We start from the raw sequence: 23,419 nt of genomic DNA, 5'->3' as shown, positions 1-23,419 counted from the left end.
ATGGAGAATGAAGTTACTAACAAAAATTTTACTGCGGAATCTGTTTTAAAAATAGGTTCTGTCAGCGAAATAAAAGGGAAAAATATTCTTATAAGAGTCGATAAAAATAAAAATGCACCTCATTTACTTTTTAATGGTAGAATCATAAAAAATGTATCCGTAGGATCATATGTGAAAATTGCAAAAGGCTTCAATGAAATCATTGGTAAGATTGAAGGGGAGTTTATTTCAGAAGATAAAGATCTTGAAAATAATAATTATATTGATCAAAGAAACAAAATTAAACGTTTTTTGAATGTAACTTTAGTTGGCTTTATTGATAATAATATTTTCCGTCAAGGTTTAAAAGAATTGCCTTTAATTGACAATGATTGTTTTTTGCTTGACGATAAAGAATTTAACTGTATACATAGCTTTGCGAAAGAAGAAGATGATAAAATTAGATTAGGTTATTTGTTAAATGAAACCAATACTAATATTGAAATAGGTGTTGACAAGCTATTTGCAAGCCATATTGGTATTTTTGGCAATACAGGAAGTGGTAAGTCTTATACTTTATCTAAGATATATTTTGAATTATTTAATAAATATAAAGGAAATCAAAAATTTGTAGATAATACAAAATTTATATTAATTGATTTTAATGGGGAATATGCAATTAAAAAAAATGGAGATAATATAATTGTTGATGAGAAATATAAACAGAGATTTTTTCTTTCCACTTCTACAAATAATGGGGATAGATTCCCTATTCCTATAAAAGTTGTTAATGATCTTACGTTTTGGTCAATATTATTAAAAGCTACGGATCAAACACAGAAACCTTTTCTTGATAGCTCTCTTTCTAAAAAAAGTTTAGTTGAGGGAACAAAGGATGAAGAAGGAATTAAAATTTTAATTTTTACAACAATTCAATTTATTTTGACTCAAGGCTCTAAAAGCCTTGATAAAGACTTTCATATATATTTTATTAACGAATTAATAAAGCTTGATAAAGGTGAGATATTTAAAAACTTGAATGAAGTCAAAAAAAAAATAAAAATGGGGCTAACAATTAATTACTCACAATTAGTTTTGGAAAATATTGATCATAGTAAAAAGCCTAAATTATTTTTAAATAAACTATGGGAAATTATAAAGTTAATTAATATAGATGTAAAGAGAATTGATTTATTTACAAAAATTAGACTTCAAATTTTAATTAACTATTTTGACGTGATCGCCAAAGGTTATTATTCAAAGGAACATATCGGTCCACTTTATAATAGATTAGAAACAAAATTTAGTGAGATTACGAAAGTTTTTAAAGTTGTTGTCAAAGATGATCTCATCGAAAATAAGATACCATTGCTACTATTAAACCTTAACGATGTTAATGTAGAAATGAAAAAAATAATACCATTGGTTGTATGTAAGTATTATTATGAAAACTATAAAACTAGTAATTTAAAAAGAGACAAATATTTAAATATCATTGTTGATGAGGCTCATAATATCCTTTCTAGAAACTCAATTCGTGAAAGTGAAACATGGAAGGATTATAGGCTCGAAACTTTTGAGGAAATAATAAAAGAAGGAAGAAAGTTTGGAGTATTTCTAACTATTGCAAGTCAAAGACCCTATGATATTTCGGATACAATAATATCACAATTGCATAATTATTTACTTCATCGTTTAATCAATAATAAAGACATTGAAGCAATTGGAAGAACAGTATCTTATCTAGACAAAATATCATTTGACAGTCTTTCTATTTTGCCACAAGGTGGATGTATTCTTGCTGGCTTATCTGCGGATCTTCCTGTAGTTATAAAAATAGATAAAATTCCTGATGAGCATAAGCCACACAATGAAACGATAGTTTTAACAAGTAAATGGAGATGATGTGCTACAATTATATTTCAAAAAAGTATTAGATAATTTCTGAAAAGAATTTTGCATAGTTACTAAAACTGATTCAATCTTAAAGAATTTTTCAGAAAGCAAAATGTACAGTGTGAAGCTTCTAAAAAATTAAAAGACCAGTCCTCCGGCTGATCTTTTAATTGTATGATAAGCTTATTCTGCCTTGTTTTTAAGCATCATCAGAAGGCTGTAAGCTCCTTTCTGTACAATTTTCTTATCCTTTAAAACATCTGCTTTTATAATCTCTGTAAACTGGTCATCAGAAATCCCGGTTACAACAGGAATCATTTTGTAATTCGATTTTCCGAAATCTTCAAAAACATAATTTTTATTTTCAAAAGATATTACCGCTTCGTTGGGAAGCCCCTGCGTGTACCGGCTGTTGATATTGACTTCAGCATTGATATACATTCCTTTTACAAATTCAGAATTTACCGAAGACAGCTTAGCAACTGCTGTTGCAGATCCCCCGTTTTCAATGCTTGGAACTACACTGACAATCCTTGCGTTAGATTTCACATCCGGATTCTGATTGTTGTAGACTAAAATTTCCTGACCTGCTTTCACATCATTTACATCATTTTCAAAAATTTTTAATTCCAAAAGTAATCCCGCGGGGTTAATCAGCTCAAACAAAGTATCTGCCGGATTGATGTATTGTCCGTTGTTCACAAGAATCTTACTTACAAAACCGGTAAATGGTGCATAGATATTAATCTTACTTTTGATATTTCCAGTATGTAGACCTCTGGCATTGATTCCAATGATTCTCAACTTTTCTTCAAGCCCCTTTAAAGTAGCATTCAGGGTAGCATAATCTGCCTGAGCGGTCTGCATCGTCTTATCACTGCTGGCTTTGCTTGTATTAAGGTCTTTCTGGCGGTTAAAGTTCAGTCTTGCGGCTTCAAGCTGTGCTTTTGTCACCAGATAATCCTGCTGAAGCTGTATAAATTGTGGATCTTCCACAACAGCAAGAACCTGTCCTTTATTGAAATGGCTTCCATTAATTATGTTAATAGATTTGATGTGCCCGCCCATAATACTGGAAACCAAACTGATGTGTGAAGGTGCAATTTCTGCTTTTCCGTTCAGTCGTACCAGCTTTTCCATATTTCTGTTCTGAATAGATGTGGTGGTAATTCCTACAGACTGAATTTGTTTTTCCGTGAGATGAACCGAATTTTCATTGTTTTTGGTAAATTTTGTGTTTTCGTAAACCGTTTTTTCTTCTTCTTTTTTTCCTGAACATGAAGATAAAGTAAGGATTAAAGTAAGGCTGTATATAGATATATTCTTGAACTGCATGACGTTGTTATTTTGAAATTAAGAAATTAAGTTCGGCACTGATCTGATTCAGTTTTTCCAGCTGATCAATATAGTCTGCTTTGGTTTTTACGGCCTGGTTCACCAATATTACCCAATCCAGGTAATCAATTTCTCCTACTTCCATTTGTTTCTGTGCTGTTTTTAAAATGATTTCAGATTTCGGAAGTTGTTTTTGTTGATAATTTTCAATGATTCTCTGTTGATTCATATAATTATTCAGTTGCTGTCTCAATCTGTTTTTCAGCTCAATTTCTTTTCGCTGGTATTGATTTTCGGATATTGCAATTTTTGCCTGTGCAGCCTTTGCCAAAGCTCTTTGCCCTTTTGTAAACAATGGAATTCCTACGCCCACCTGAACCGAATTAAAACGGTTATTATTGATGTTTTTCATACTCTGATTGGTATATCCAACAAGAAGATCCGGAAGCAGTTTGCTTTTCTCCAGCTGTACTTCCGCCTCTCCTACTTTAATCTGTTGCTGCAGATACTGAAGTTCAGGATGTTGTTTTACCATTTCCTCAGAAATCTGAATACCCATATTCATTGTCGGTTGATCAGCAATCGGCTGGTAAGGATTCTCAGACTGAAGTAATACCTGAAGCTGAAGTTTTGCGATATCTAGATCATTCTCAAGAGTGTTCAGCTGTACTTGTACCTGTTCTTTCTGGATTTCAGCGGTTGATTCCTCTAAAATATTGGCTTCTCCTTTTTTTAATCTTAATCCCGCCTTGTCAGCAAAATTATTGTACATCTGGCTGATATATTCCAATACTTTTTTCTTCTCCTGAAGCACTAATATTCTGTAGAAAACGTCTGTAACCTCTTTCGTAAGCTGTGTTTTGGTCAGATTCTGATTGATGATACCCGCAGACCATTCCGCATCCAGCATTTGTTTTCTTTTTGAATAAACCGTAGGAAAACTGAATCTTTGAGAGATTCCGAAAGAATTGTCGGTTTCCTCTCCCTGAATCTGTCCAAATCCGCCTGTAACTTCCATTTGTGGAATATCCAGATAGCTGGCTTTGAGTTTTTCCTGATAATCTGATACTAATTTTGAGTTTTTAAGGGTTCCGTTTTGTTGATAGGCCTTTTCCAAAGCCTGGTCATAAGTAATGCTTTCCTGAGCCTGAAAACTTCCGAAAGAGATCAGCAGTAGGAAAACGGACAGTTTTTTATAGTTGAATTTTTTAGAGAATTTCATTTTATCTTTATTAATATTTTCGAATAAAACATAGAGAATAGGAAGTACAAAAAGGGTTAAAAGTGTAGCAAGCATCAAACCGCCGATTACAACGGTAGCCAAAGGCCTCTGTACTTCTGCTCCAGCACCATTACTGATCGCCATAGGAAGAAATCCTAACGAAGCCACAAAAGCTGTCATTAACACCGGACGAAGTCTGATTTTTGTACCCATCAGTACAATTCTGTTGGTGTTTGTTATTCCATTCTTTTTCAATCGGTTAAACTCTGATATCAAAACAATTCCATTAAGTACTGCTACTCCGAATAAAGCGATGAATCCTACCCCTGCGCTGATACTGAAAGGCATTCCTCTCAATGCCAGAAAATAAATACCTCCTATCGCAGACAATGGAATGGCGGTATAGATCAGTAAGCTGTGTTTTACAGAACCGAAAGCAAAGAACAACAACAGGAAAATCATTACTAATGAAATAGGAACTGCTACTCCGAGTCTGGCTTTGGCTTCATTTAAATTTTCAAAAGCTCCTCCATAAGAAACGGTATATCCGGGTGATAGTTTCAGGCTTTTACCTGCCTTTTGCTGAAGTTCTTCCACGATGCTCTGAACATCCCTTCCTCTTACATTAAACCCTACGATGATTCTTCTTTTGGTATCTTCCCTCTGGATCTGGTTCGGACTGTTTTTAAGCTCTACTTTGGCCAGCTGTGATAAAGGAACCTGCTCTCCTGAAGCGGTAGGTATCAAAAGATTCCGGATACTTGTGATATCTTTTTTATGTTCATTATCCATCCGGACTACAATATCAAACTTCTTCTCTCCTTCGTATAAAGCACCTGCTGTCTGACCGGCAAAAGCCATATTGATAACCCTGTTGATATCTGCCACGGAAATATTATATCGGGACAGTTCCGAACGGTTATAATCAATAACAACCTGTGGAGCTCCCACAACGGGTTCTATATAAAGATCCTGAGCTCCTTTTACCGTGTTGATAATGCTTCCCATCTTTTTTGCGTAGGCAGCAAGGCTGTCCAGATCTTCCCCATAAATTTTGCATACCACATCCTGCCTTGCTCCGGTCATCAGTTCATTGAAACGCATTTGTACCGGGAACTGAAAACTGGTTGTCAATCCCGGAATAACGCTCAGTGCTTTACTCATTTTATCAGAAAGTCCTGGAAATGTTTTTGCAGAAGTCCATTCTTTTTTAGGTTTTAAGACAATGATCATATCTCCGGAATCCATTGGCATTGGTTCCGTAGGAATTTCTGCACTACCAATCTTCATGACCACCTTCTGTATTTCAGGAAACTGGGTTAAAAGTATATTAGCTGCCTGACTGGTTGCTTTTTTGGTTTCATTGATATTGCTTCCCTGAAGAATCCTCATTTCAACGGCAAAGTCACCTTCTTCAAGAGATGGGATAAATTCCCCACCCATTCTGGAAAGGGTAAAAACAGCACCAACAAACAGTACTAACACTCCCAGAATAATGGTTTTTCTATATTTAAGGGCTTTTATCAGGAATTTCTGGTGGCCAGTTTCTACTTTTCCCATTACACGGTCTGAAATATTTTCTTTTTCTTTCTTCTTTCTGCTCAATACCAGAGAACTCATCATAGGAATATAAGTAAGGGAAAGAATAAATGCGCCAATCAGGGCAAATGCAACGGTCTGGGCCATTGGCTTAAACATTTTACCTTCAATGCCCTGAAGTGTAAAAATCGGAAGATATACAATTAAGATAATGATCTGCCCAAAAACGGCACTGTTAACCATTTTGGTCGCAGAACCAGAAACCTGGTCATCCATTTCTTTTTTGCTGAGCATATTATCTTTTCCGAAATGCTTTTTGTGGGCCAGCTGATGCAGTACCGCTTCCACGATGATAACGGCTCCATCTACGATAAGTCCGAAATCAAGCGCTCCAAGACTCATCAGGTTTCCTCCTACCCCAAAAATATTCATCATAATGATAGCGAAAAGCATCGCTAAAGGAATTACAGAAGCTACCAATAATCCTGCTCTGAAGTTTCCTAAGAATAAAACCAGAATAAAAACAACAATCAAAGCGCCTTCCATCAGGTTTGTTTTTACTGTACTGATGGTGTTGTTTACCATTTTAGCACGGTCAAGGAAAGGTTCAATGACAACCCCTTCAGGTAATGATTCCTGTATTTTTTCCAGTCTTTCTTTAATATTTCCAATCACTACATTGGCATTCTCCCCTTTCAGCATCAGGACAATAGCTCCGGATACTTCTCCTGTATCATTATAGGTCATAGCACCATATCTTGTTGCATACCCTATCTTTACGGAAGCAACATCTTTAATGTGTACCGGAATACCTTCTTTGGTTTCTGCCACCTGAATACTTCCGATATCTTCCGTACTTCCCAGAAGCCCTTCGCTGCGAATAAAAAGAACGGTTTCTTTCTTCTCAATATAAGCACCTCCGGTATTTTGGTTATTTTTCTCCAACGCTCCAAAAACATCGTTGATATTGATATTGAATGCCTGAAGTCTGTTGGGATTAATGGCGATTTCATATTGTTTCAGTTTTCCTCCGAAACTGCTGACATCGGCGACTCCTTTAGTTCCCAGAAGCTGTCTTCTGACCACCCAATCCTGAATGGTTCTGAGTCCCGTTTCATCATAGACATTTTCATATCCTTTTTTGGCCCTTACCACATATTGGAAAATTTCTCCCAATCCTGTGGAAATAGGTCCCAGTTCCGGTTTTCCGATTCCGGCCGGGATATTGTCCTGAACAAGCTGCAAACGTTCCTGAACCTGCTGGCGTGCCCAGTAGACATCCGTATTGTCATCAAAAACTACCGTTACTAATGACAGTCCGAAACGTGAGAAACTTCTAAGTTCTGTAATTCCGCTGATATTGCTGGTAGCCTGTTCGATAGGAAATGTAACAAGGCGTTCAATATCTGCTGCACCATAAGAAGGAGCAGTCGTAATAATCTGTACCTGATTATTGGTGATGTCCGGCTGAGCATCTATGGGTAGTTTGGTGGTTTCATAGACCCCAAAAAGAACAAGCCCCACTGTAAACAGAGCAATGATGAGTTTATTCTTTACAGAAAACTCAATAATTTTATTTAACATGGAAAAAACTATTAATTGATAACCCGGAATATCTTATAAAAGCTGCTGAAGTCTTTATTTGTACAATTACAAAAGCACAGAAGATATCATATCACTCAGTAAGAATATCTCCCTGATAATCATGTGCTTTGTTGTAAACTTATCATTCTGAAAAATTTAAACAAAGTTTAGTAAAGACATCATAAACAGAGTTATAATGCACGATAGGTTAAATTGATGTAATAATAAATGGACTGCTTTAAGTCTAAAGCAATGTCAGTGTAAAATCAGTTATGAAAGCCGCGGAGGCTGGAAAATCTGGGAAAGATAATGATTGGAGAAATCTTTTTCCTTGTAGATACTGTTTTTCTTGGAAACAGTAATTTCTTTAGGTTTTTTTATTTCAAATGTAAGTTCCGGAAGCTGGGCATGTACAGTCAATACAATAGGAGGATTGATAAATGGCAGTTTCTGATCAGTATCCCAGTCAGAATCCTCTTTGTGATTATCATAATGCTCCATGACAAACTCTGATAAGCTTCCATGATATTCCATAAAATGTTCCACAAACATAGGCACCTTCAGTACTTCCCCCGCATTGGTGGTAGCCAGCACATACATCATTGAGCATAATATGGAGAACCATTTTAACATGAGTGCAAATATAAGGCTTAAATTTTTCCTGAGAAGGCTCTGGTATTAATTTTTTGAGAATTTTATTCCGTTTAAAAATGATTTAAAGCTCTTTGTAATATTATTAGATTTGTCAAACAAAAATCAAAGTCTTGATTTCAATCTGCTTAAAGTTTCCTGAGAGATATTAAGATAGGAAGCTACCATTTTATTAGAAAGTCTCCTTACTACAACAGGATTTTCATTCAGCAGCTGGCGGTACTTTTCAAGAGCATCCTGAACAAGGAAAGACATCAGTCTCTTCGTATTACTCACATACGCTGTTTCCAGATATATCCTGTAAAATTTTTCCCATTGCGGAATAATATCCAGGAGATGGTAAAAGCTTTCATGACTAATGTAATATACTTCTGAATCCTCCACGGCCTGAATAAATTCGTCGGAGGGCTCAGAAGTAATAAAACTGGTTAATGCTGTTGCAAACTGATTTTCAAATGCAAAATATCGCGTGGAATCCTGCCCTTCTTCATTAATAAAAAATATACGGAGACAACCGTTTACAACAAAAAATGTCCGTTGGCTGTGTTGTCCGTTGGTAAGGAGTGTTTCATTCTTTTTTAATTGAACATGTTTGAAATAAGAAAGAATGGTATTCAATTCTTCATCCGTTACTGATATTCTATTTTTAATATATGAAGCTAAAAGTTCCTGCATGTAAGCAAAAGTAATGATAAAAAGGATTTGCTTACTATTTTTATCAAAACGGTCTATATATTTTCTGTCTGTCCGGCTTTCCAGTACGAGCAGATATATAGACCATGGGGATCCCATTGCGGGGTTGTTTTAAAATAATTACGAAGTTCATGAACTGTTGTGTATTCTGCAGCGATATACACATATTCTTTCAAAACTCCGGGCGGAAACTGAACAGATTTTACAGCTTCTGCAAGCCGGCTTCCCTCTTCCGGATGAGGATTGTGAAGCCATTCTACTGATACATCTGCTGCGGAACACAGAATAAGTTCATCTTCTTTGCCTGCCACCTCTAATAGGATCTTTGCGGATATATAAGGTGGAAACTGCTCAGCAATAGCACAAATGACAGGTAATGCTGTTGCATCTCCCGCCAGCAGATAAAAATCAGCATCGGGAACTAAAGGCCTTGTACTTTCTTTCATCCCTATTTCCAATGAATCACCAGGACTCGCTTGTAATGCCCATGCAGAAGCGGGCCCGTTATCACCATGGGCAACGAAATCTATACTCAATTCCCGGTTTTCCAAGTCAATTTTTCTGTTAGTATATGTTCTGATTAAAGGAGTTCTTCCTTCTTCAGTTGGAAAAAAGATTTTATTATTTGAACCGGAACGCACATTGGCAAGCAGTTCAGTCTGACTGTCATCCATTTCAAATACCACACGGACAAGATGTGGGGTGAGATACTGTTTATTTTTAATGATAAATGCAGAACGTATTTTTTTTGTTTTCTCTGCTTGAGTAATGATAGAATTTTCCATTTTTATTTTTTATTAAATAATAAAATAATCATTGATACCATACAGCTGATTCCCCCGAAAAGGTATACTGCCTGATAATCAAACCAGCCTGCAATCAGCCCGGCAATAGGTCCAGCCAATCCTAAGGAAAGATCAACAAAAGCAACATACGCTCCCAATGCTGTTCCTCTCATTTGTGGTTTTACTTTTTGAATGGCAAGAACTCCCAATGCCGGAAAGACCAATGAAAATCCAATCCCAGTTAATCCACATCCGATAATGGCTAATGTTTTGGAAACAGATGTCCATATCAGCAGCTGTCCTGCCACTTCGATGATCAGAGAGATCAAAGCAATCTTAAAACCTCTGTATTTATCCGGAAATGAAGCAAAGAAAATTCTGGTAAGAACATAACATATTCCGAAAACCATAAAAGCAAGTGAAGCATCTCCCCAATTCTTTTGTGAGAAAAATAAAGCAATAAAAGAAGCAATACATCCAAAAGCCATTGATGAAAAAGCAAGACTCAGTCCCTGCCCCGATATTGCCCCGATTACCTTGTAAAAAGGCGTTCGTACATGATCTTTATCTACAGGAATAGAAGGAAGTTTTGCGGTAGAAAGCCAGCTTACAAGCGGAAGTAAGGCTATAAGGATGAAAGCAGGCAGCATATTGTATTCTTTACTCAACCAGATACTGACAGGAGCTCCGATTGCAATTCCTGCATACATAGCAATACCGTTCCAGGTCATTACTTTTCCAGAGTTAGAGGGGCCTGCCAGCCCTATTCCCCACGTCAATGCTCCGGTAACCAGAAAGCTTTCGCCAATACCATGAATGATTCTTGCTGCTAACAGAAAGAGAAGTGCCATCAGCGGATGCCCCTGAAATAGTATTGCAAGTATATAAACAATCCCGGCAATAACAGCTAATACCACACCTGACATTTTACTTTTCTTGGCTCCTCTGGTATCTGTAATTTTCCCGGAATAGGCACGCGTCAAAAGTGTTGACAACGACTGCAAACCAATAACAAGCCCCACAATAATGCTGTCAAAACCTAATGTGTTCTGGACAAACCCGGGAAGTACTCCCAAGGCAATTCCTATGGTAAGATAAATTCCAAATACCGAAATGATAATAGGAGCGGTCGCCTGATAGAAATTAATAGTCTGCCCTTTTTCTAATGTTGTACTCATAAATTTTGTTTAAAATATTCAGGTGCAAATGTCCCTGTACAACAAATACCAAACTTTGATCTAGATCAAAAAAGGTTGAAAAAGGTTATTCAAAATCCAATAAACTGTCGGTAAGCTGTTTCCATTGTATTTTAGCAGTTCCCATCATTCCTCCTGCGGCGGTGACAAGATTCCTGATGACATCAAGTAATTTAGCATTCAGATTAGGTCTTTCATTACGTCCGTATACTGCGGCTTTTACATGAGCAGGACTTTTTGATATCATAAAGGTAGAGGTTGCTCCGGAGCTGTAAAAATGAGCAATATGGCGGTTTTTTTTATCTTCAGGGTTTCTGGACGGTCTGCAGGTCATTGTTATACTTTCGGCAAAACTGTTCTGATAAAAACAGATATCTGTAATTTCCACCCAATCATATCTTTTGGCTTCAGGTTCTCCCGGTCCCGGAATATCAATCCTTATAAAATCTCCTTTCTGTGGTTCACGATCCACAGGATGACCATTGAAATCGTAAAGCTTAAATGCTGCAAATGCCTCCCCGCAATAACTTTGCCACTTATTGACTGAGAAAAATCTCTCTTTTAATGTTTCAAATTTTAACGACATGGAATCCTGATCAAATATTTTTCTGGTTTCTGTATCATGGAAACCTCCGAATTTTTGTTTTGGGACTCCTTTAAATTTTTTTGGCTTCATGCAATATGTTTTTTGGAGAAAATACAGCAAAAATTCTATAGGTTTTTATGAGTAGAGTCACAAAAAAGTTAAACAATTGTTTGAGTATTGTTTTAAAGTAGCTTTATTTTTATAATAATTCACTTCTCACAACTATTCTGTTCATGCTAAAAAACGGCATACAATTCATCAGGGCGCGAATTATATTTAACAGGATATGTTTTTGTGTAAAGAATTTCGGAATCCTAAAGAAAACCAAAATCATTTAGAGAATAATTATTTTTACTTAAAATAAATAATTATTAAAAAAAATAAGCTTATGATGTTTTGCATAACATGATTTTTACTTATATTTGTGGATCGAAATAATTTTTTTTCATCATTTGTGTTTTTTTAAGGTCTTCATTCGTGGAGACCTTTTTATTTTCAATAGTATCATAATTGAATATTGGCTGTTGAAGTGGAAAATGATGTAAAATGTGAATTATACTCTTTTTCAAACAAGTCAATTGCTTTTATACAAAGTAATGTTCAAAGTTTTAAGATCTCAATAAGTCTCTTTTTTGCTATATTTCGACCGGCTTCTGCAGGTGCTCTAAACGTCTATTGAATTGTTTTAATAAAATCTGTAGGTCTGAACTGCATTACAGACAGAAAACTTCTGGTATAGGCCTGTACACTCTTGTACCCTACTTCATAAGCTGTTTCTGAAATAGTAAGATGCCCAGCACTCAGAAATTCCAGACTTTTAATGATACGAAGCATCTGCTGGTATTTACTTAAAGTGAGTCCGGTTTCTTTTTTGAAAATACGTTCCAATGTACGGAAAGACAAAAGTGCTGTATCGCTGAGATCTTCCATCTTAATTTCATCCCGATAGTGATGATGAAGATGCTCAATAACTTTTGTAAGGCGTTGATCTTTTGGAAGACTGATATGGAGCGTTAAGGAATGTTCAACAAATCGCGGAAGTTCGTTGAACAATGCTTTGAGAAATAGATTTTCATCATCATCAGAAATCATTTGCTTAGACCATTTTTCCGCATATTTTATCATTTCTTTTAAAACCGGTGGAACAGAAAATACATTAACCTCATGATAAAAGGGATTTTTTGTACTGATATCAGCAAACATGATCATCAGTTTTATCTTTTCGGAATGTGAATTAGTTTTATGAATTGCATTTGGAGGAATCCATACGGCATGATTTTGTGGGAGAAGATAGATTTTTTCTTCAATAGTGATGTATTGGAACCCACTTTCCACATATACCAGCTGACCTTTCTGATGATGGTGAAGGACATCATCATGAACCCAGTTTTCTTCAAACCATACAAAATAAGGTTTCTTCAGATCATCTATTTTTATGCTGTTGTTGGCATTCATGTCGTTTTAGGTTAAAACTTTGGCAAAATTAAACAAAATTACTATATTAATTTTGCAGAAAAGTTTTTATTATGATGAAGAATGAAGTAAAAAGGAATGCTTCGTATGTTTTGTTAATCATTAACGTTCTGGTAGTTATATTAATTTCCAGTAACCTCCGTTCACCAATTGTGGCAGTTGCTCCTGTATTGGGAGAAGTAAGAGATGCATTGAAACTTGATAATTTTCAGGTAAGTCTGCTTACCTCTATTCCACTGTTTATGTTTGCAGCCTGCTCTGTATTGGTCAGTAGATTTTCTAATAAGTTCGGAATCAGTAAACTTCTGATGTATTCTCTGATTATTTTAAGTTTTGGTTTATTTTTAAGAATCAGCGGATCTCTTTGGCTGTTATTTTTAGGATCTATATTTATTGGCTTAGGGATATGCATTGGAAATGTGGTCACTCCGGGATACGTTAAAAATAATTTCCCGAAGCAGATTGGTCTTATGACTGGAATTTTTGCTGTATCCATGAATCTTACGGCGGCCCTGGCTTCTGGTTTTAGTGTGAAGATCGGGGAACTGACGGGGTTTGGATGGAAAGGTTCTTTAGGAATCTGGCTGGTTATTGCGGCATTGGGTTTTCTTGTTTTAGTATTGGAATTTATCTTTAATAAAAGAAATCCAAATCTTCCTAAAACGGCACTCAGTACTTCTGATTTTAATATGTTCAAATCTGCTCAGGCATGGAACATCAGTATTTTTATGGGTCTGCAGTCTTTATTTTATTATTGTCTGGTAGCCTGGCTGCCTTCATTTCTTGCAGATTTTCATATGCAGGGAGAAAGCTCCGGCTGGGTTTTCTTTGTGATTCAGATTACGATGATTCCTGTGACGTTCTGCTGCCCGATTATTGCCAGTAAGATGAAAGATCAGAGACTGATGATTCTTTTTATATGCACCCTGATGTTTGGAAGTACGATGATGTTTGTGTTCCTTAAATCTCAGTGGATTTATGTGAATGCTGTGATCATAGGGATTTCTAATGGCTTGTCTTTCAGTTTATCTATCCTATTTTTTTCAACGAGAACGAAAAGCAGTATCAATGCTGTTAAAATTTCCGGAATGGCTCAGTCTGTCGGATATCTGATTGCTGCATTTGGGCCTCCATTATTTGGAAAACTGCATGATTGGGATGTTTCCTGGAACAGCTCATTTTATTTATTAAGTTTTGCGGTAATATTGATGTTGTATTTTGGAATGAAGGCTGCGAGAAATAAATATGTTGAGGATTAGGATGGACAAAGGTCAGGTGACACGTCTTTTATTGCTGGATGTTACCCATTCTTCTTTTTGGCATTTTGGGCAGCGTCCGGCATTGCCCGCTTTTTTATGTTCTGTATACCCACAAAATATACAAGAGTAATGTTTGTCCTCATGAATATATTGTAACGGATTAAGTAATGAGCCTGGCATAATAGGAAGCCCATATCTTACAGATTCATCTTCTAAAAAGAATACACTGATCTCTCCTGATATTTCTTCTATAGCCATTTCAATCTGTCCAAGTTGCGAAATTCCTTTTAGTCTCAACTCTGCAAAGAATTCGTCACTCCCAAGGTTTTCTTTTTGAAAGTTTTTAATTGAAAATTCGCCATTTTCTACCAGGCAGATGGATTTTCCTTCTACCAGATTTTCAAAACGTTTACTTTTTCCGATAAAATGGGTCACAATAGAATATAGAAGAATAATAACAATAAAAACAATAAGGGATGAAATAATTCCGACATCCTTATTAAACATAGGATCTCCTGCTGCCGATCCCAGGCCAATAATGACTACCAATTCAAAGATTGAGAGCTGTTTTACCCCTCTTTTTCCTAAAATTCTAAGTCCTATGATAATAGCAAGGAACATAATCATGGTACGAAGAATGATCTCTAAAAGAAAAGACCACTCTTCGTGTCCCAATAATAATTCTTTCCAATCAAGATGTAAGAGAAAAGCTGACAGCATACCAATTATTTATCAGGAAATATTCAAAAAATAAGCCATAACTCCTGTTATTTATTTCATATCTGTTTCAGGCTTACCTCTTCTCCGTCTTTCAATATAAAACATTGGTTTTCGAGTCCTTTTTCCGTTATTTTTCCCTGAATAAATTTTCTGTCTTCTTTGCAATGGCTTACCGCTTCCAGATGAGTTACCCAAACTGTAGATTCGGGAGCGTGTTCACAGACTTTTATAATATCTTCACTGGTCATAATAATAGGATCTCCTACTGAAAAAGTGGCGGCTCCACCTGCAACAATGATATGTTGTGGTTCATGTTTATCAATTTCCTGAGCAATTTCATTATACCAGATGGTGTCTCCTGCGATATAAACGGATTTATTTTCTGTTTTAAAAACAAAACCATTTACAATTCCCATTTTCTCTCCGATTTCTCCCGTTCCATGTTGTCCTTTGGTACTAGTTATCTCAATATTTCTCCATTGTACGCTGTTACTAACAGAGGTAATATTTGTAAAACCCTGTTCTGCAATTTGTTCTGAAATGAGATATGAACAGATGATCGGAATATTTTTGTCAAGAAGTTCAATAGCTCTAGTGTCCCAATGATCAGGATGAAGATGGGTAACAGCTATAGCATCTACTTTTTCAAGTTTTTGATTTAATTCTTCCTTGCCAAAAGGCAGATCTACCAGAGGATTCAGTAATTCGTTGTCTACCATTGGGAATTTACCAAGAGAACCTTTTTCCCCAAGCATTGGATCTACGAGGATGGAAATTCCATCAATATTCAATAGCAATGTTGCATTGCGCCATAATTGTAATTTCATTTTGACTAAGTTTGTACAGCAAAGCTATTGCCCGATCGGGGTAAAACAATCGAAGGTTACCAAAAGGTTAACCATAAATATTCAACTGACATATGAATTTTGAAGAATTTAAAAACTGTGGATTGAGACGAAGCCTGAATATTCTTTCAGGGAAATGGAAACCACTGATTCTGCATAACCTTTTTGAAGAAGATAAAGTACGTTTTGTAGAACTTTGGCGAAGTATGCCCCGGGTTTCCAAGAAAGTACTTGCAGAGCAATTGAAGCAGCTTGAAGACGACCTTATTATTGAACGGATTGAAGTCTATAATTTTCCGCCTGAAGTATATTACAAGTTAACCGAAAAAGGTCAAAAGCTTGGCCCTATTCTTTCTGAACTTCATTCATGGGGAAATGGACTGGAGTAAAGCAAAAATCTGAGCACTTTTTTACTTTTCTAAAATTTTATCATACATTTGAAAACACAACCTAAAAATTATACTTACACAGGTTACATTATAACCTCAAAATTTTATTAAAAAAACCAAACAATGAAAAAACAATTATTATTTGTGCTTACTCTCGTGGCACAAGCTTCTTTTGCACAAATTATTTCCAAAGATCCTGCGTTTGCTTCGAACGGGATTTATACCCTTCCAGCAGGAAGCTCATATTTAGGAACGGGAAGCTCTTATGCAGGAGAATTGACTGCAGCGACAAATTCAGTATTCTATAAATCCTATAATACCGGCACCAACCAATTAATTATTTCTAAAGCGACAAATTACAGTGGCTCTTTAGATATGACTTTTGGCACGAATGGCAACATTGCATTGAATTACAATGATGGTTCTCTTGCTGGATTTATAAGACATGCAGATGATAAATTTACTTTACTGCTCAAACGATATGGTTCTACAAACAATATGTGTTATTTGGATGTAATTCGATTACTTCCGAATGGGCAGTTAGACCCTTCATTTGGAAATGGAGGAATAAAGGTATTAGCTAATTTATCAGTTTCTTTTGAATTAACTAATCTTATACAGCAGGGAAATAAAATTCTTGTTTCAGGAATAAGTATGGATTCTTTTGGACAAACTGACGGGAAAACTCATACATTAAGATTAAATTCGGATGGTACATCAGACAATAGCTTTGGGAATAACGGAGAAATACTGACTTATCAACAGAATCCTTTTCAGAGTCCTTATCTTCCTCGGATCATTTTAGATAACCAGCTTAATCTTCTTTTTTTTGGAAATGGTACAATAAAAAAATACACTGTTGACGGGCAGCCTATGACTGGTTTTGGTAACAATGGAGAAGTTTTGTTTAGTGGTGACCCCAGTATTGTAAAAGTAGATTCTGCCAATAAAATTGTATATGCAAAGAATGATTTAATGTGGCAGACACCACCTGCATTAGGAAGGCTTAATGCCGATGGTACACCAGATACCACATTTAATTATAATGGTATTGTTGGACTTGAATTCCGTGATATCTATGAAAAAAATGGTTCTTATTATATTGCGGGCTTTGCTGACCTTAATAATAGTGGCTACACTTATTATTATATCTCTAAGCTAAATCAAAATGGAACTGTTGATCCTGTATTTGGAGAATATATAGAAAATGATCCTAATTTAGTCTATCATAATATTAACGCAATAAAGGTTTTTGATAATAATATCATTGTGAGCACCGATGGAGAAACATTAAATATTGTAAAATATCTTATAAACGGTACTGCTACATTAGCAACAAAAGGAACGGTAAAAAATAATCCTGAAATTACTTTTGGAAGCCCAGTACAAAATCATTTAACTTATCAATCAAAAGAAAAAATTGATAAAATAGAGATCTATTCTGTTGGTGGAAAATTATTAAAAACTGTAATAGAAAATAATGCTGATGTTTCTGACCTTTCTGAAGGAGTGTATTTTGTAAAAACTATTTTTGAAAATGGAAGATTTTCCACAAAAAAGCTAATTAAGAAGTAGAAAAAATATATATTTAAAAAACTAATAACAATTCTATCAATGAAAAGAATCATCATTATGATTTCCTGTGTATCAGGTGTATGGGCAGCTGCTCAAATTGCACCACCTCCTGTTCAAAGATCTACAACAACATCTCGCGGACTTCCCATCAATTCTAGAAAAGGGACATTAATTGAGAAGAAAATCATTAATGTAGGTAATTTTAAAAACCTGAATATTCAAAAAATTGAAACAAAAGACGCTTCGGATAACTTATCAGAAACTTTTCTGGGGATAATGTATGAATATGAAACTTTTGACCAAATATCGAAAAAGACCCTTACGATTGATAAAAATGAATTGGGGAAGCTTATCCAGGCTCTTCATACTGTGGAACAGAAAGAAAATGAAAAATCGAATCAGGAAACCAAATATAAATTTGTCACTATGAGCAATATTGAATTTGGGAGTGTTTATCGTGAGAAACTTTCATCCTGGGTCAACTATATAAAAATTCCGTCAAGCCATTATAATCAGAATTTGCTTGAATTCAGTAAAGAAGAATTGAAAGAGTTGATTGGTATTTTAAAGAAAGCTGAGCAAGAGCTCTAAGACAATCAGGCAATTATTGCGAAAATAAAACGCTGAATATAAAACCCTAAAAACCTTATAGATTTTGGAAATCTATAAGGTTTAAAAAAATTATTACCTGAAGAGATCGTTTAATCTCTAAACTGATCCAGAACTTCCATAATATTCTGATATACAAAATCCAATTCTTCGGAAGTAATACAATATGGCGGAACCAGATAGATTACATTCCCCAGCGGCCTCATAATAATCCCTCTTTTTAAGAATTCATTGTAAAGCTTCTTCCCTATTTCATTGAAATAAGAAGTACCATTCCCGGTTTTAAAATCGAAAGCTAAAATAGTCCCGATCTGACGAACCTTTTCTACATGAGGATGAAAAGCAAGTGCTTTTGCAAACTCTGAATGTTGATGAGTGATGCGGTTGATATTCATTTGAGTTTCGTTTGTAAGTAATAGTTCCATGCTGGCAAGAGCCGCTGTACAGGCTAAAGGATTGGCTGTAAACGAATGCCCGTGAAATAAGGTTTTATGACGATCATCTGAAAGAAAGGCATTGTAAATTTCATCAGAACAAGTCGTGATTCCCATTGGCATAGTTCCTCCGGTAAGTCCTTTTGAAAAACACATAATATCCGGTTTTTCTGTAAGATAATCTGCTGCGAAAAGCTTACCCGTTCTTCCAAATCCTGTAAAAACTTCATCCTGGATCATAAGAATCCCCTCTTCCCTGCAGAATTTCATTAGCTGGCCAAGGTCTTCAGCTTTATGCATCAACATTCCTGCAGCACCCTGAACTAATGGCTCATAGATAAAGCAAGCCACTTCATCAGCCAGATCTTTAATCTGTTTTTGCAGGCTTTCCAGGTTTTCTGCATTGGGTGTATCAATAAAAACAACTTCAAACAGCATGCTTTCAAAAGGTCTTGTCCAGAAGCTTTTTTCACTTACAGACATGGCTCCGAAAGTATCTCCGTGATAAGCATTTTTAAAAGCTAAAATCTTCGTCTTCTTTTTCTCTTTATTGTATGCATATTGAATACACATTTTTAAAGCAACTTCTACTGCTGTAGAGCCATTATCCGAATAAAAGACCTTTTTCTGGCCAGCCGGAAGAAGTTTGAGTAAATTTTCAGAAAGCTTTACAGCGGATTCATGGGTAAATCCTGCAAAAATAACCTGTTCCAGTGTATTTAACTGTTCAAAAACGCGTTGTGCAATATAAGGGTGAGAATGGCCGTGCAAAGTCACCCACCAAGATGAAACGACATCCAGATATTTTTTTCCTTCGTTATCATACAGGTAAATTCCTTTTCCTTTTACAATAGGAATAATATCGTCAGCTGTTTTCATCTGCGTATACGGATGCCAGTTGACCGCTTTATCTCTTTGCTGCAGGCTGATTTCTTTTGTTATTGTATTCATATATTGATGTAAAGAGTAAAAATGAGTGACGTAGTACTTTAATTTTAACACTATGATCGCTAAGTTTTTTAATTTGTATGCTGTTTTTAAATTCGCAAAGGCGCTTCACTAAGCAATAATAAACATTCTGCCTTGCTGAATAGAATGCCTTTGCGAACGAAATATTTTTACATTTAATCAATATTTCTTTGCGAATCTTAGCGTTAAATATTGATTAAGGTATTTATCAATGTTATAATAAAAGCGATAATACTAATGATCCAGCCCATCATTCATAATTCATAATTATCTAACAGCAGGTTTCCTTTTTCATCATAGGTTTCAATCCTAATGTCTGAAGCATCTGCATATCTTCAGAAACTCCCGGATTAGGCGTTACCAATAATGTTTCTCTTTCTCCTGTGAAAATGGAATTGGCTCCTGCCATAAAGCACCAAGCCTGTTCTGTCTCAGACATTTCTATACGGCCGGCACTTAATCTTACCATAGAAGACGGCATTACGATTCTTGCGGTAGCAATCATTCTTACCATTTCCCAGGTATCTACTTTTTCATTATCCTCTAAAGGTGTTCCTGCTACTCTTGCTAATGCATTGATAGGAACAGATTCCGGATGTTTTGGCATTGTTGCTAATGTCAGAAGCATTGAAATTCTGTCTCTGTGGGTTTCACCCAGTCCGATAATTCCTCCGGAGCACACGGTGATTCCTGCATTTCTTACATTGTTGATGGTATTGATCCTGTTGTCAAATGTTCTGGTAGAAATGATCTCTTCATAATATTGCTCAGAGGTGTCAAGATTGTGATTGTACGCATATAATCCTGCTTCCTGTAGTCTGATAGCCTGTTCTTCAGTAAGCATTCCCAGTGTACAGCAAACTTCAAGGCCTAGATCATTTACGCCTTTTACCATGTCAATCACCCTGTCAAAGTCACGGTTATTACGAACTTCACGCCATGCTGCAGCCATACAGAATCTTGAAGATCCGGAATCTTTTGCTTTCTGAGCATGGGCAATTACAGTTTCAGTTGGCAACAAAGCCTGTACTTTGATATTCGTGTGATAACGGGCTGCCTGTCCGCAGTATGAACAGTCTTCAGGACATCCGCCGGTTTTGATGGATAATAAAGTGGAGATCTGTACTTCAGAAGGATCATGCCATTCGCGGTGTACGGTGGCTGCCTTATAGATCAGTTCCATCAGAGGAAGATGATAAATTTCCTCAATCTCTTCTTTAGTCCAGGTATTTCTCAATGTTGTTTTTGTATCCATTATCCTATTTTTGTTATTGTTAATTGCTTTGCAGCATGTTTTATAGATTCCTTATCAGTAGTGTTGATTTCGGGAATCTTTATAATTTTTGTTTCTTTTTCAATAAAACTGCAGATTACTCTTTCTGTATCTTCCGGGAAATCTCCGTTAAGAATTAAATATTCCAATGGGATCTCTCTCTGTTGTAATGTTATGATTGATAATAAGCTGTGATTGATACATCCGAGATAATTTCTGACTACCAATGCAGCCGGAAGGTTTAATTCTTCTATCAGATCGATCATGAATGTAGAGTCAGATAAGGGCACCATAAGGCCTCCTGCTCCTTCTACAATCAATGGGTTTCCGGTTTTTGGGAGTTGAAAATCATTCAGATTTATGGTAATATTTTCTTCTCTTGCGGACTGATGTGGTGATGCGGCCAGCTGTAATCGGAAAGTTTCCGGATGGCAGAAGTTCGTGTCTGTCCATGCTTCAATTTTATCACTGTCCGTATACTGCAGATCTCCGGACTGTATGGGTTTCCAGTATTCTGTTTTAAAATACTGAACCAAAACAGCCGAGCAGACTGTTTTTCCGATTTCGGTTCCTATTCCTGTTATAAATAATTTCATGTGTTTCGAGATTCGGGATTCGTGTTCCGGGGTTTGGAAGTTTTTCGAGAAAATTGCTTTATTTCTCCTCTTTTCTTTTAAATAAATTCTTTAATGATTCCTGTCAGTTTTATAATTTCCTTTTCTGCATTAAAGCTGTGAAGACATATCCGCAATCGTTCACTTCCTTCTTTTACTGTGGGGCTATATATCGCATAGGCTAAGAATCCTTCCTCAGATAAAGTATCCTGTAATTGTTTCAGTTTTTGATTATCAGGAATTACAATAGCCTGAACCGGGCTTGTTTCCATTGATGGAGACTCTAGATTTTGGCTTCGGAAAGTTTTAATATTGTCCTGAAGTTTTATCGCCAGGTCATGATTTTGATCTAAAAATTCATATCCTGTTTTTATACTCATCCACTGAAAATCCTGTGCGGATGTGCTATAAATGAACGGACTCGCAAAATTAATCAGATAAGATTTTACTGTTTCATTGCAGAGGATTGCTGCTCCATGGGCTCCGAGTGCTTTTCCATAGGTCACCACAACTGCTGAAACCTGATGTTGTAACTGATATTTTTCAATCAATCCATATCCGAAAACTCCAAATGCATGGGCTTCATCAACAATCAAATAGGCATTATACTGATCAGCAAGCTCAGCAATTTCCTGAATAGGAGCAAAATCTCCCTCCATAGAGTAAAGACTTTCTATGGCAATATAGCATTGGTTTTCCTGTCTTTTTAAAATGTTTTCAAGATCCTCAAGATCATTATGCCTGAACTTTAATTTTTTAGCATTCGACAGTTTGCAGGCATCATGTACCGACCGATGAATCTGTTCGTCTACAATAATTATATCATGACGGTTGGGAAGCGTAGAAAACAAGGCCAGATTGGCATTATATCCAGACGGAAAAAGTAATGCAGATTCAAACTGATGCATCTGAGCAATATAATTTTCTACAGAAACCGCAATATCATTGTTTCCACTAATGAGCCTTGATCCCGTACTTCCTGAAAGCAATTGAGGATTATCTGTAATCTTTTGCAGTAGTAAATGCTGAAGTTCTTTATTTTTTGCAAATCCCAGATAGTCATTGGAGTAGAAATCAATTCCATCAGATTGAAGTCGCAAACGTCTTAATGTTCCTTCCTCTTTTCTTTTGTTAAGAGATTCCTGAAAGCGATTGCTATTACTAAGCATAATTCAACTGAGCTACTTCTTCTGTAACAGCATTAATCCATTCTTCGTGCAGGTCTTTTTCTATTGTTAAAACATGGTCTGCATGCTTTTTCCAGTCTGGTGAAAATTCATTAAGCTGGTTGATCATTTCTTCAAGATGGCCTTCTTCCTCAAGAATAATAGATTTTACCATAATTCTGGAAGAAGCTTCGGTAAGAACCTGCTGGTAGACAGGATAAAGTTCATCAGCACGTACCTCAATAGCATAGGTTACAAAAAGGTATGCAGCATATTTAATATCTGTTTTATTAAGATTAAAAGCTTTCTGAAGATAACGGCAGGCTTTAATGTCCAATGAGTGAAGATATTGGCTTGTTGCTATGGGAGCCAGAAGTTCTGTACTTTCGTAGGTTTTACATAATTCAGGATCTATTTTCCCAATCTGTTTTTTTAGATAATAAGCATGGCGGTGCTCTTCAGCAGCATGTTTCAGCTGGATCTGAGAAACCAGAGTTGGATGTTCACATTTTGATATTTTTCTTGCACCGGCATTTTCCATGAAAGAAAGTGTATTCAGCCATTTGGCGTGGGTACTTCTTTCCTGTACAATTTTTTTTAACAGATGATGAAATTCCATAGATTTTT

General features: G+C 36.0%; 20 protein-coding genes. 5 read left to right on the top strand and 15 right to left on the bottom strand.

Annotation, left to right across the window (positions count from 1 at the left end; genetic code table 11):
* Positions 1-1,884, top strand: a complete 1,884-nt coding sequence (locus KYG33_RS03775; RefSeq protein ID WP_219072704.1) for an ATP-binding protein — start codon at positions 1-3, stop codon at positions 1,882-1,884.
* 174 nt (positions 1,885-2,058) lie between these two features.
* On the opposite strand, the gene KYG33_RS03770 is transcribed toward KYG33_RS03775, so the two are convergent.
* The 8 genes from KYG33_RS03770 to KYG33_RS03735 form a co-directional block, all read right to left on the bottom strand.
* Entirely contained in the window at positions 2,059-3,210 is a 1,152-nt protein-coding gene (locus KYG33_RS03770; protein ID WP_219072703.1) for an efflux RND transporter periplasmic adaptor subunit, read from the bottom strand.
* A 7-nt stretch (positions 3,211-3,217) separates the two neighbouring features.
* The gene (locus KYG33_RS03765) at positions 3,218-7,555 is read right to left on the bottom strand and encodes a CusA/CzcA family heavy metal efflux RND transporter (protein WP_219072702.1); all 4,338 of its coding nucleotides are present in this window, start codon (positions 7,553-7,555) and stop codon (positions 3,218-3,220) included.
* Positions 7,556-7,825: 270 nt separating this feature from the next.
* Positions 7,826-8,188 carry a hypothetical protein gene (locus KYG33_RS03760; protein ID WP_139348540.1) on the bottom strand — a complete coding sequence of 121 codons (363 nt, stop codon included), beginning with the start codon at positions 8,186-8,188 and terminating at the stop codon, positions 7,826-7,828.
* A gap of 123 nt (positions 8,189-8,311) precedes the next feature.
* A complete protein-coding gene (locus tag KYG33_RS03755; protein WP_077417360.1) occupies positions 8,312-8,881 on the bottom strand; it encodes a Crp/Fnr family transcriptional regulator in 570 nt (189 codons plus the stop codon).
* A 53-nt stretch (positions 8,882-8,934) separates the two neighbouring features.
* Positions 8,935-9,684, bottom strand: coding sequence for a siderophore-interacting protein (locus KYG33_RS03750; RefSeq protein ID WP_219072701.1), 750 nt, complete (start codon positions 9,682-9,684; stop codon positions 8,935-8,937).
* A 2-nt stretch (positions 9,685-9,686) separates the two neighbouring features.
* Positions 9,687-10,862, bottom strand: coding sequence for an MFS transporter (locus KYG33_RS03745; protein WP_219072700.1), 1,176 nt, complete (start codon positions 10,860-10,862; stop codon positions 9,687-9,689).
* 85 nt (positions 10,863-10,947) lie between these two features.
* Entirely contained in the window at positions 10,948-11,556 is a 609-nt protein-coding gene (locus KYG33_RS03740; RefSeq protein WP_219072699.1) for a hypothetical protein, read from the bottom strand.
* Between the two features lie 582 nt (positions 11,557-12,138).
* Positions 12,139-12,921: a helix-turn-helix domain-containing protein gene (locus KYG33_RS03735; protein WP_219072698.1), complete on the bottom strand. Its 783-nt coding sequence runs from the start codon at positions 12,919-12,921 to the stop codon at positions 12,139-12,141.
* Between the two features lie 71 nt (positions 12,922-12,992).
* On the opposite strand from KYG33_RS03735, the gene KYG33_RS03730 reads away from it, so the two are divergent.
* Positions 12,993-14,198: a CynX/NimT family MFS transporter gene (locus KYG33_RS03730; protein ID WP_232538951.1), complete on the top strand. Its 1,206-nt coding sequence runs from the start codon at positions 12,993-12,995 to the stop codon at positions 14,196-14,198.
* A 12-nt stretch (positions 14,199-14,210) separates the two neighbouring features.
* Here KYG33_RS03730 and KYG33_RS03725 read toward each other — a convergent pair whose 3' ends face one another.
* Positions 14,211-14,918: a DUF421 domain-containing protein gene (locus tag KYG33_RS03725; protein WP_077417372.1), complete on the bottom strand. Its 708-nt coding sequence runs from the start codon at positions 14,916-14,918 to the stop codon at positions 14,211-14,213.
* 56 nt (positions 14,919-14,974) lie between these two features.
* The gene (locus KYG33_RS03720) at positions 14,975-15,745 is read right to left on the bottom strand and encodes an MBL fold metallo-hydrolase (RefSeq protein WP_077417374.1); all 771 of its coding nucleotides are present in this window, start codon (positions 15,743-15,745) and stop codon (positions 14,975-14,977) included.
* 92 nt (positions 15,746-15,837) lie between these two features.
* Here KYG33_RS03720 and KYG33_RS03715 point away from each other — a divergent pair, with 92 nt between their 5' ends.
* From KYG33_RS03715 to KYG33_RS03705, 3 genes are all read left to right on the top strand, one after another.
* The gene (locus KYG33_RS03715; RefSeq protein WP_077417377.1) at positions 15,838-16,152 is read left to right on the top strand and encodes a winged helix-turn-helix transcriptional regulator; all 315 of its coding nucleotides are present in this window, start codon (positions 15,838-15,840) and stop codon (positions 16,150-16,152) included.
* Between the two features lie 123 nt (positions 16,153-16,275).
* Entirely contained in the window at positions 16,276-17,727 is a 1,452-nt protein-coding gene (locus KYG33_RS03710; RefSeq protein WP_219072697.1) for a T9SS type A sorting domain-containing protein, read from the top strand.
* Between the two features lie 39 nt (positions 17,728-17,766).
* Positions 17,767-18,318, top strand: coding sequence for a hypothetical protein (locus KYG33_RS03705; RefSeq protein WP_219072696.1), 552 nt, complete (start codon positions 17,767-17,769; stop codon positions 18,316-18,318).
* A 110-nt stretch (positions 18,319-18,428) separates the two neighbouring features.
* Here KYG33_RS03705 and bioA read toward each other — a convergent pair whose 3' ends face one another.
* The 5 genes from bioA to KYG33_RS03680 all read right to left on the bottom strand — a co-directional run bounded on the left by bioA (position 18,429) and on the right by KYG33_RS03680 (position 23,411).
* Positions 18,429-19,721 (bottom strand): adenosylmethionine--8-amino-7-oxononanoate transaminase, encoded by a 1,293-nt coding sequence (gene bioA / locus KYG33_RS03700; protein WP_219072695.1) that lies wholly within the window; start codon positions 19,719-19,721, stop codon positions 18,429-18,431.
* Positions 19,722-20,010: 289 nt separating this feature from the next.
* Positions 20,011-20,994, bottom strand: a complete 984-nt coding sequence (bioB, locus tag KYG33_RS03695) for a biotin synthase BioB (RefSeq protein WP_077417385.1) — start codon at positions 20,992-20,994, stop codon at positions 20,011-20,013.
* Entirely contained in the window at positions 20,994-21,608 is a 615-nt protein-coding gene (gene bioD / locus KYG33_RS03690; protein WP_219072694.1) for a dethiobiotin synthase, read from the bottom strand. Before bioD ends, bioB begins: the two co-directional genes overlap by 1 nt.
* Positions 21,609-21,685: 77 nt before the next feature.
* Positions 21,686-22,795: an aminotransferase class I/II-fold pyridoxal phosphate-dependent enzyme gene (locus tag KYG33_RS03685; RefSeq protein WP_219072693.1), complete on the bottom strand. Its 1,110-nt coding sequence runs from the start codon at positions 22,793-22,795 to the stop codon at positions 21,686-21,688.
* A complete protein-coding gene (locus tag KYG33_RS03680; RefSeq protein ID WP_219072692.1) occupies positions 22,788-23,411 on the bottom strand; it encodes a hypothetical protein in 624 nt (207 codons plus the stop codon). Before KYG33_RS03680 ends, KYG33_RS03685 begins: the two co-directional genes overlap by 8 nt.
* Positions 23,412-23,419 lie beyond the last annotated feature (8 nt).

The sequence above is a fragment of the Chryseobacterium sp. D764 genome, from assembly GCF_019317325.1.
Classification (GTDB): domain Bacteria; phylum Bacteroidota; class Bacteroidia; order Flavobacteriales; family Weeksellaceae; genus Chryseobacterium.
Note: the sequence above shows the minus strand (reverse complement) of the source record. Positions and strands in the feature narration are given on the sequence as shown.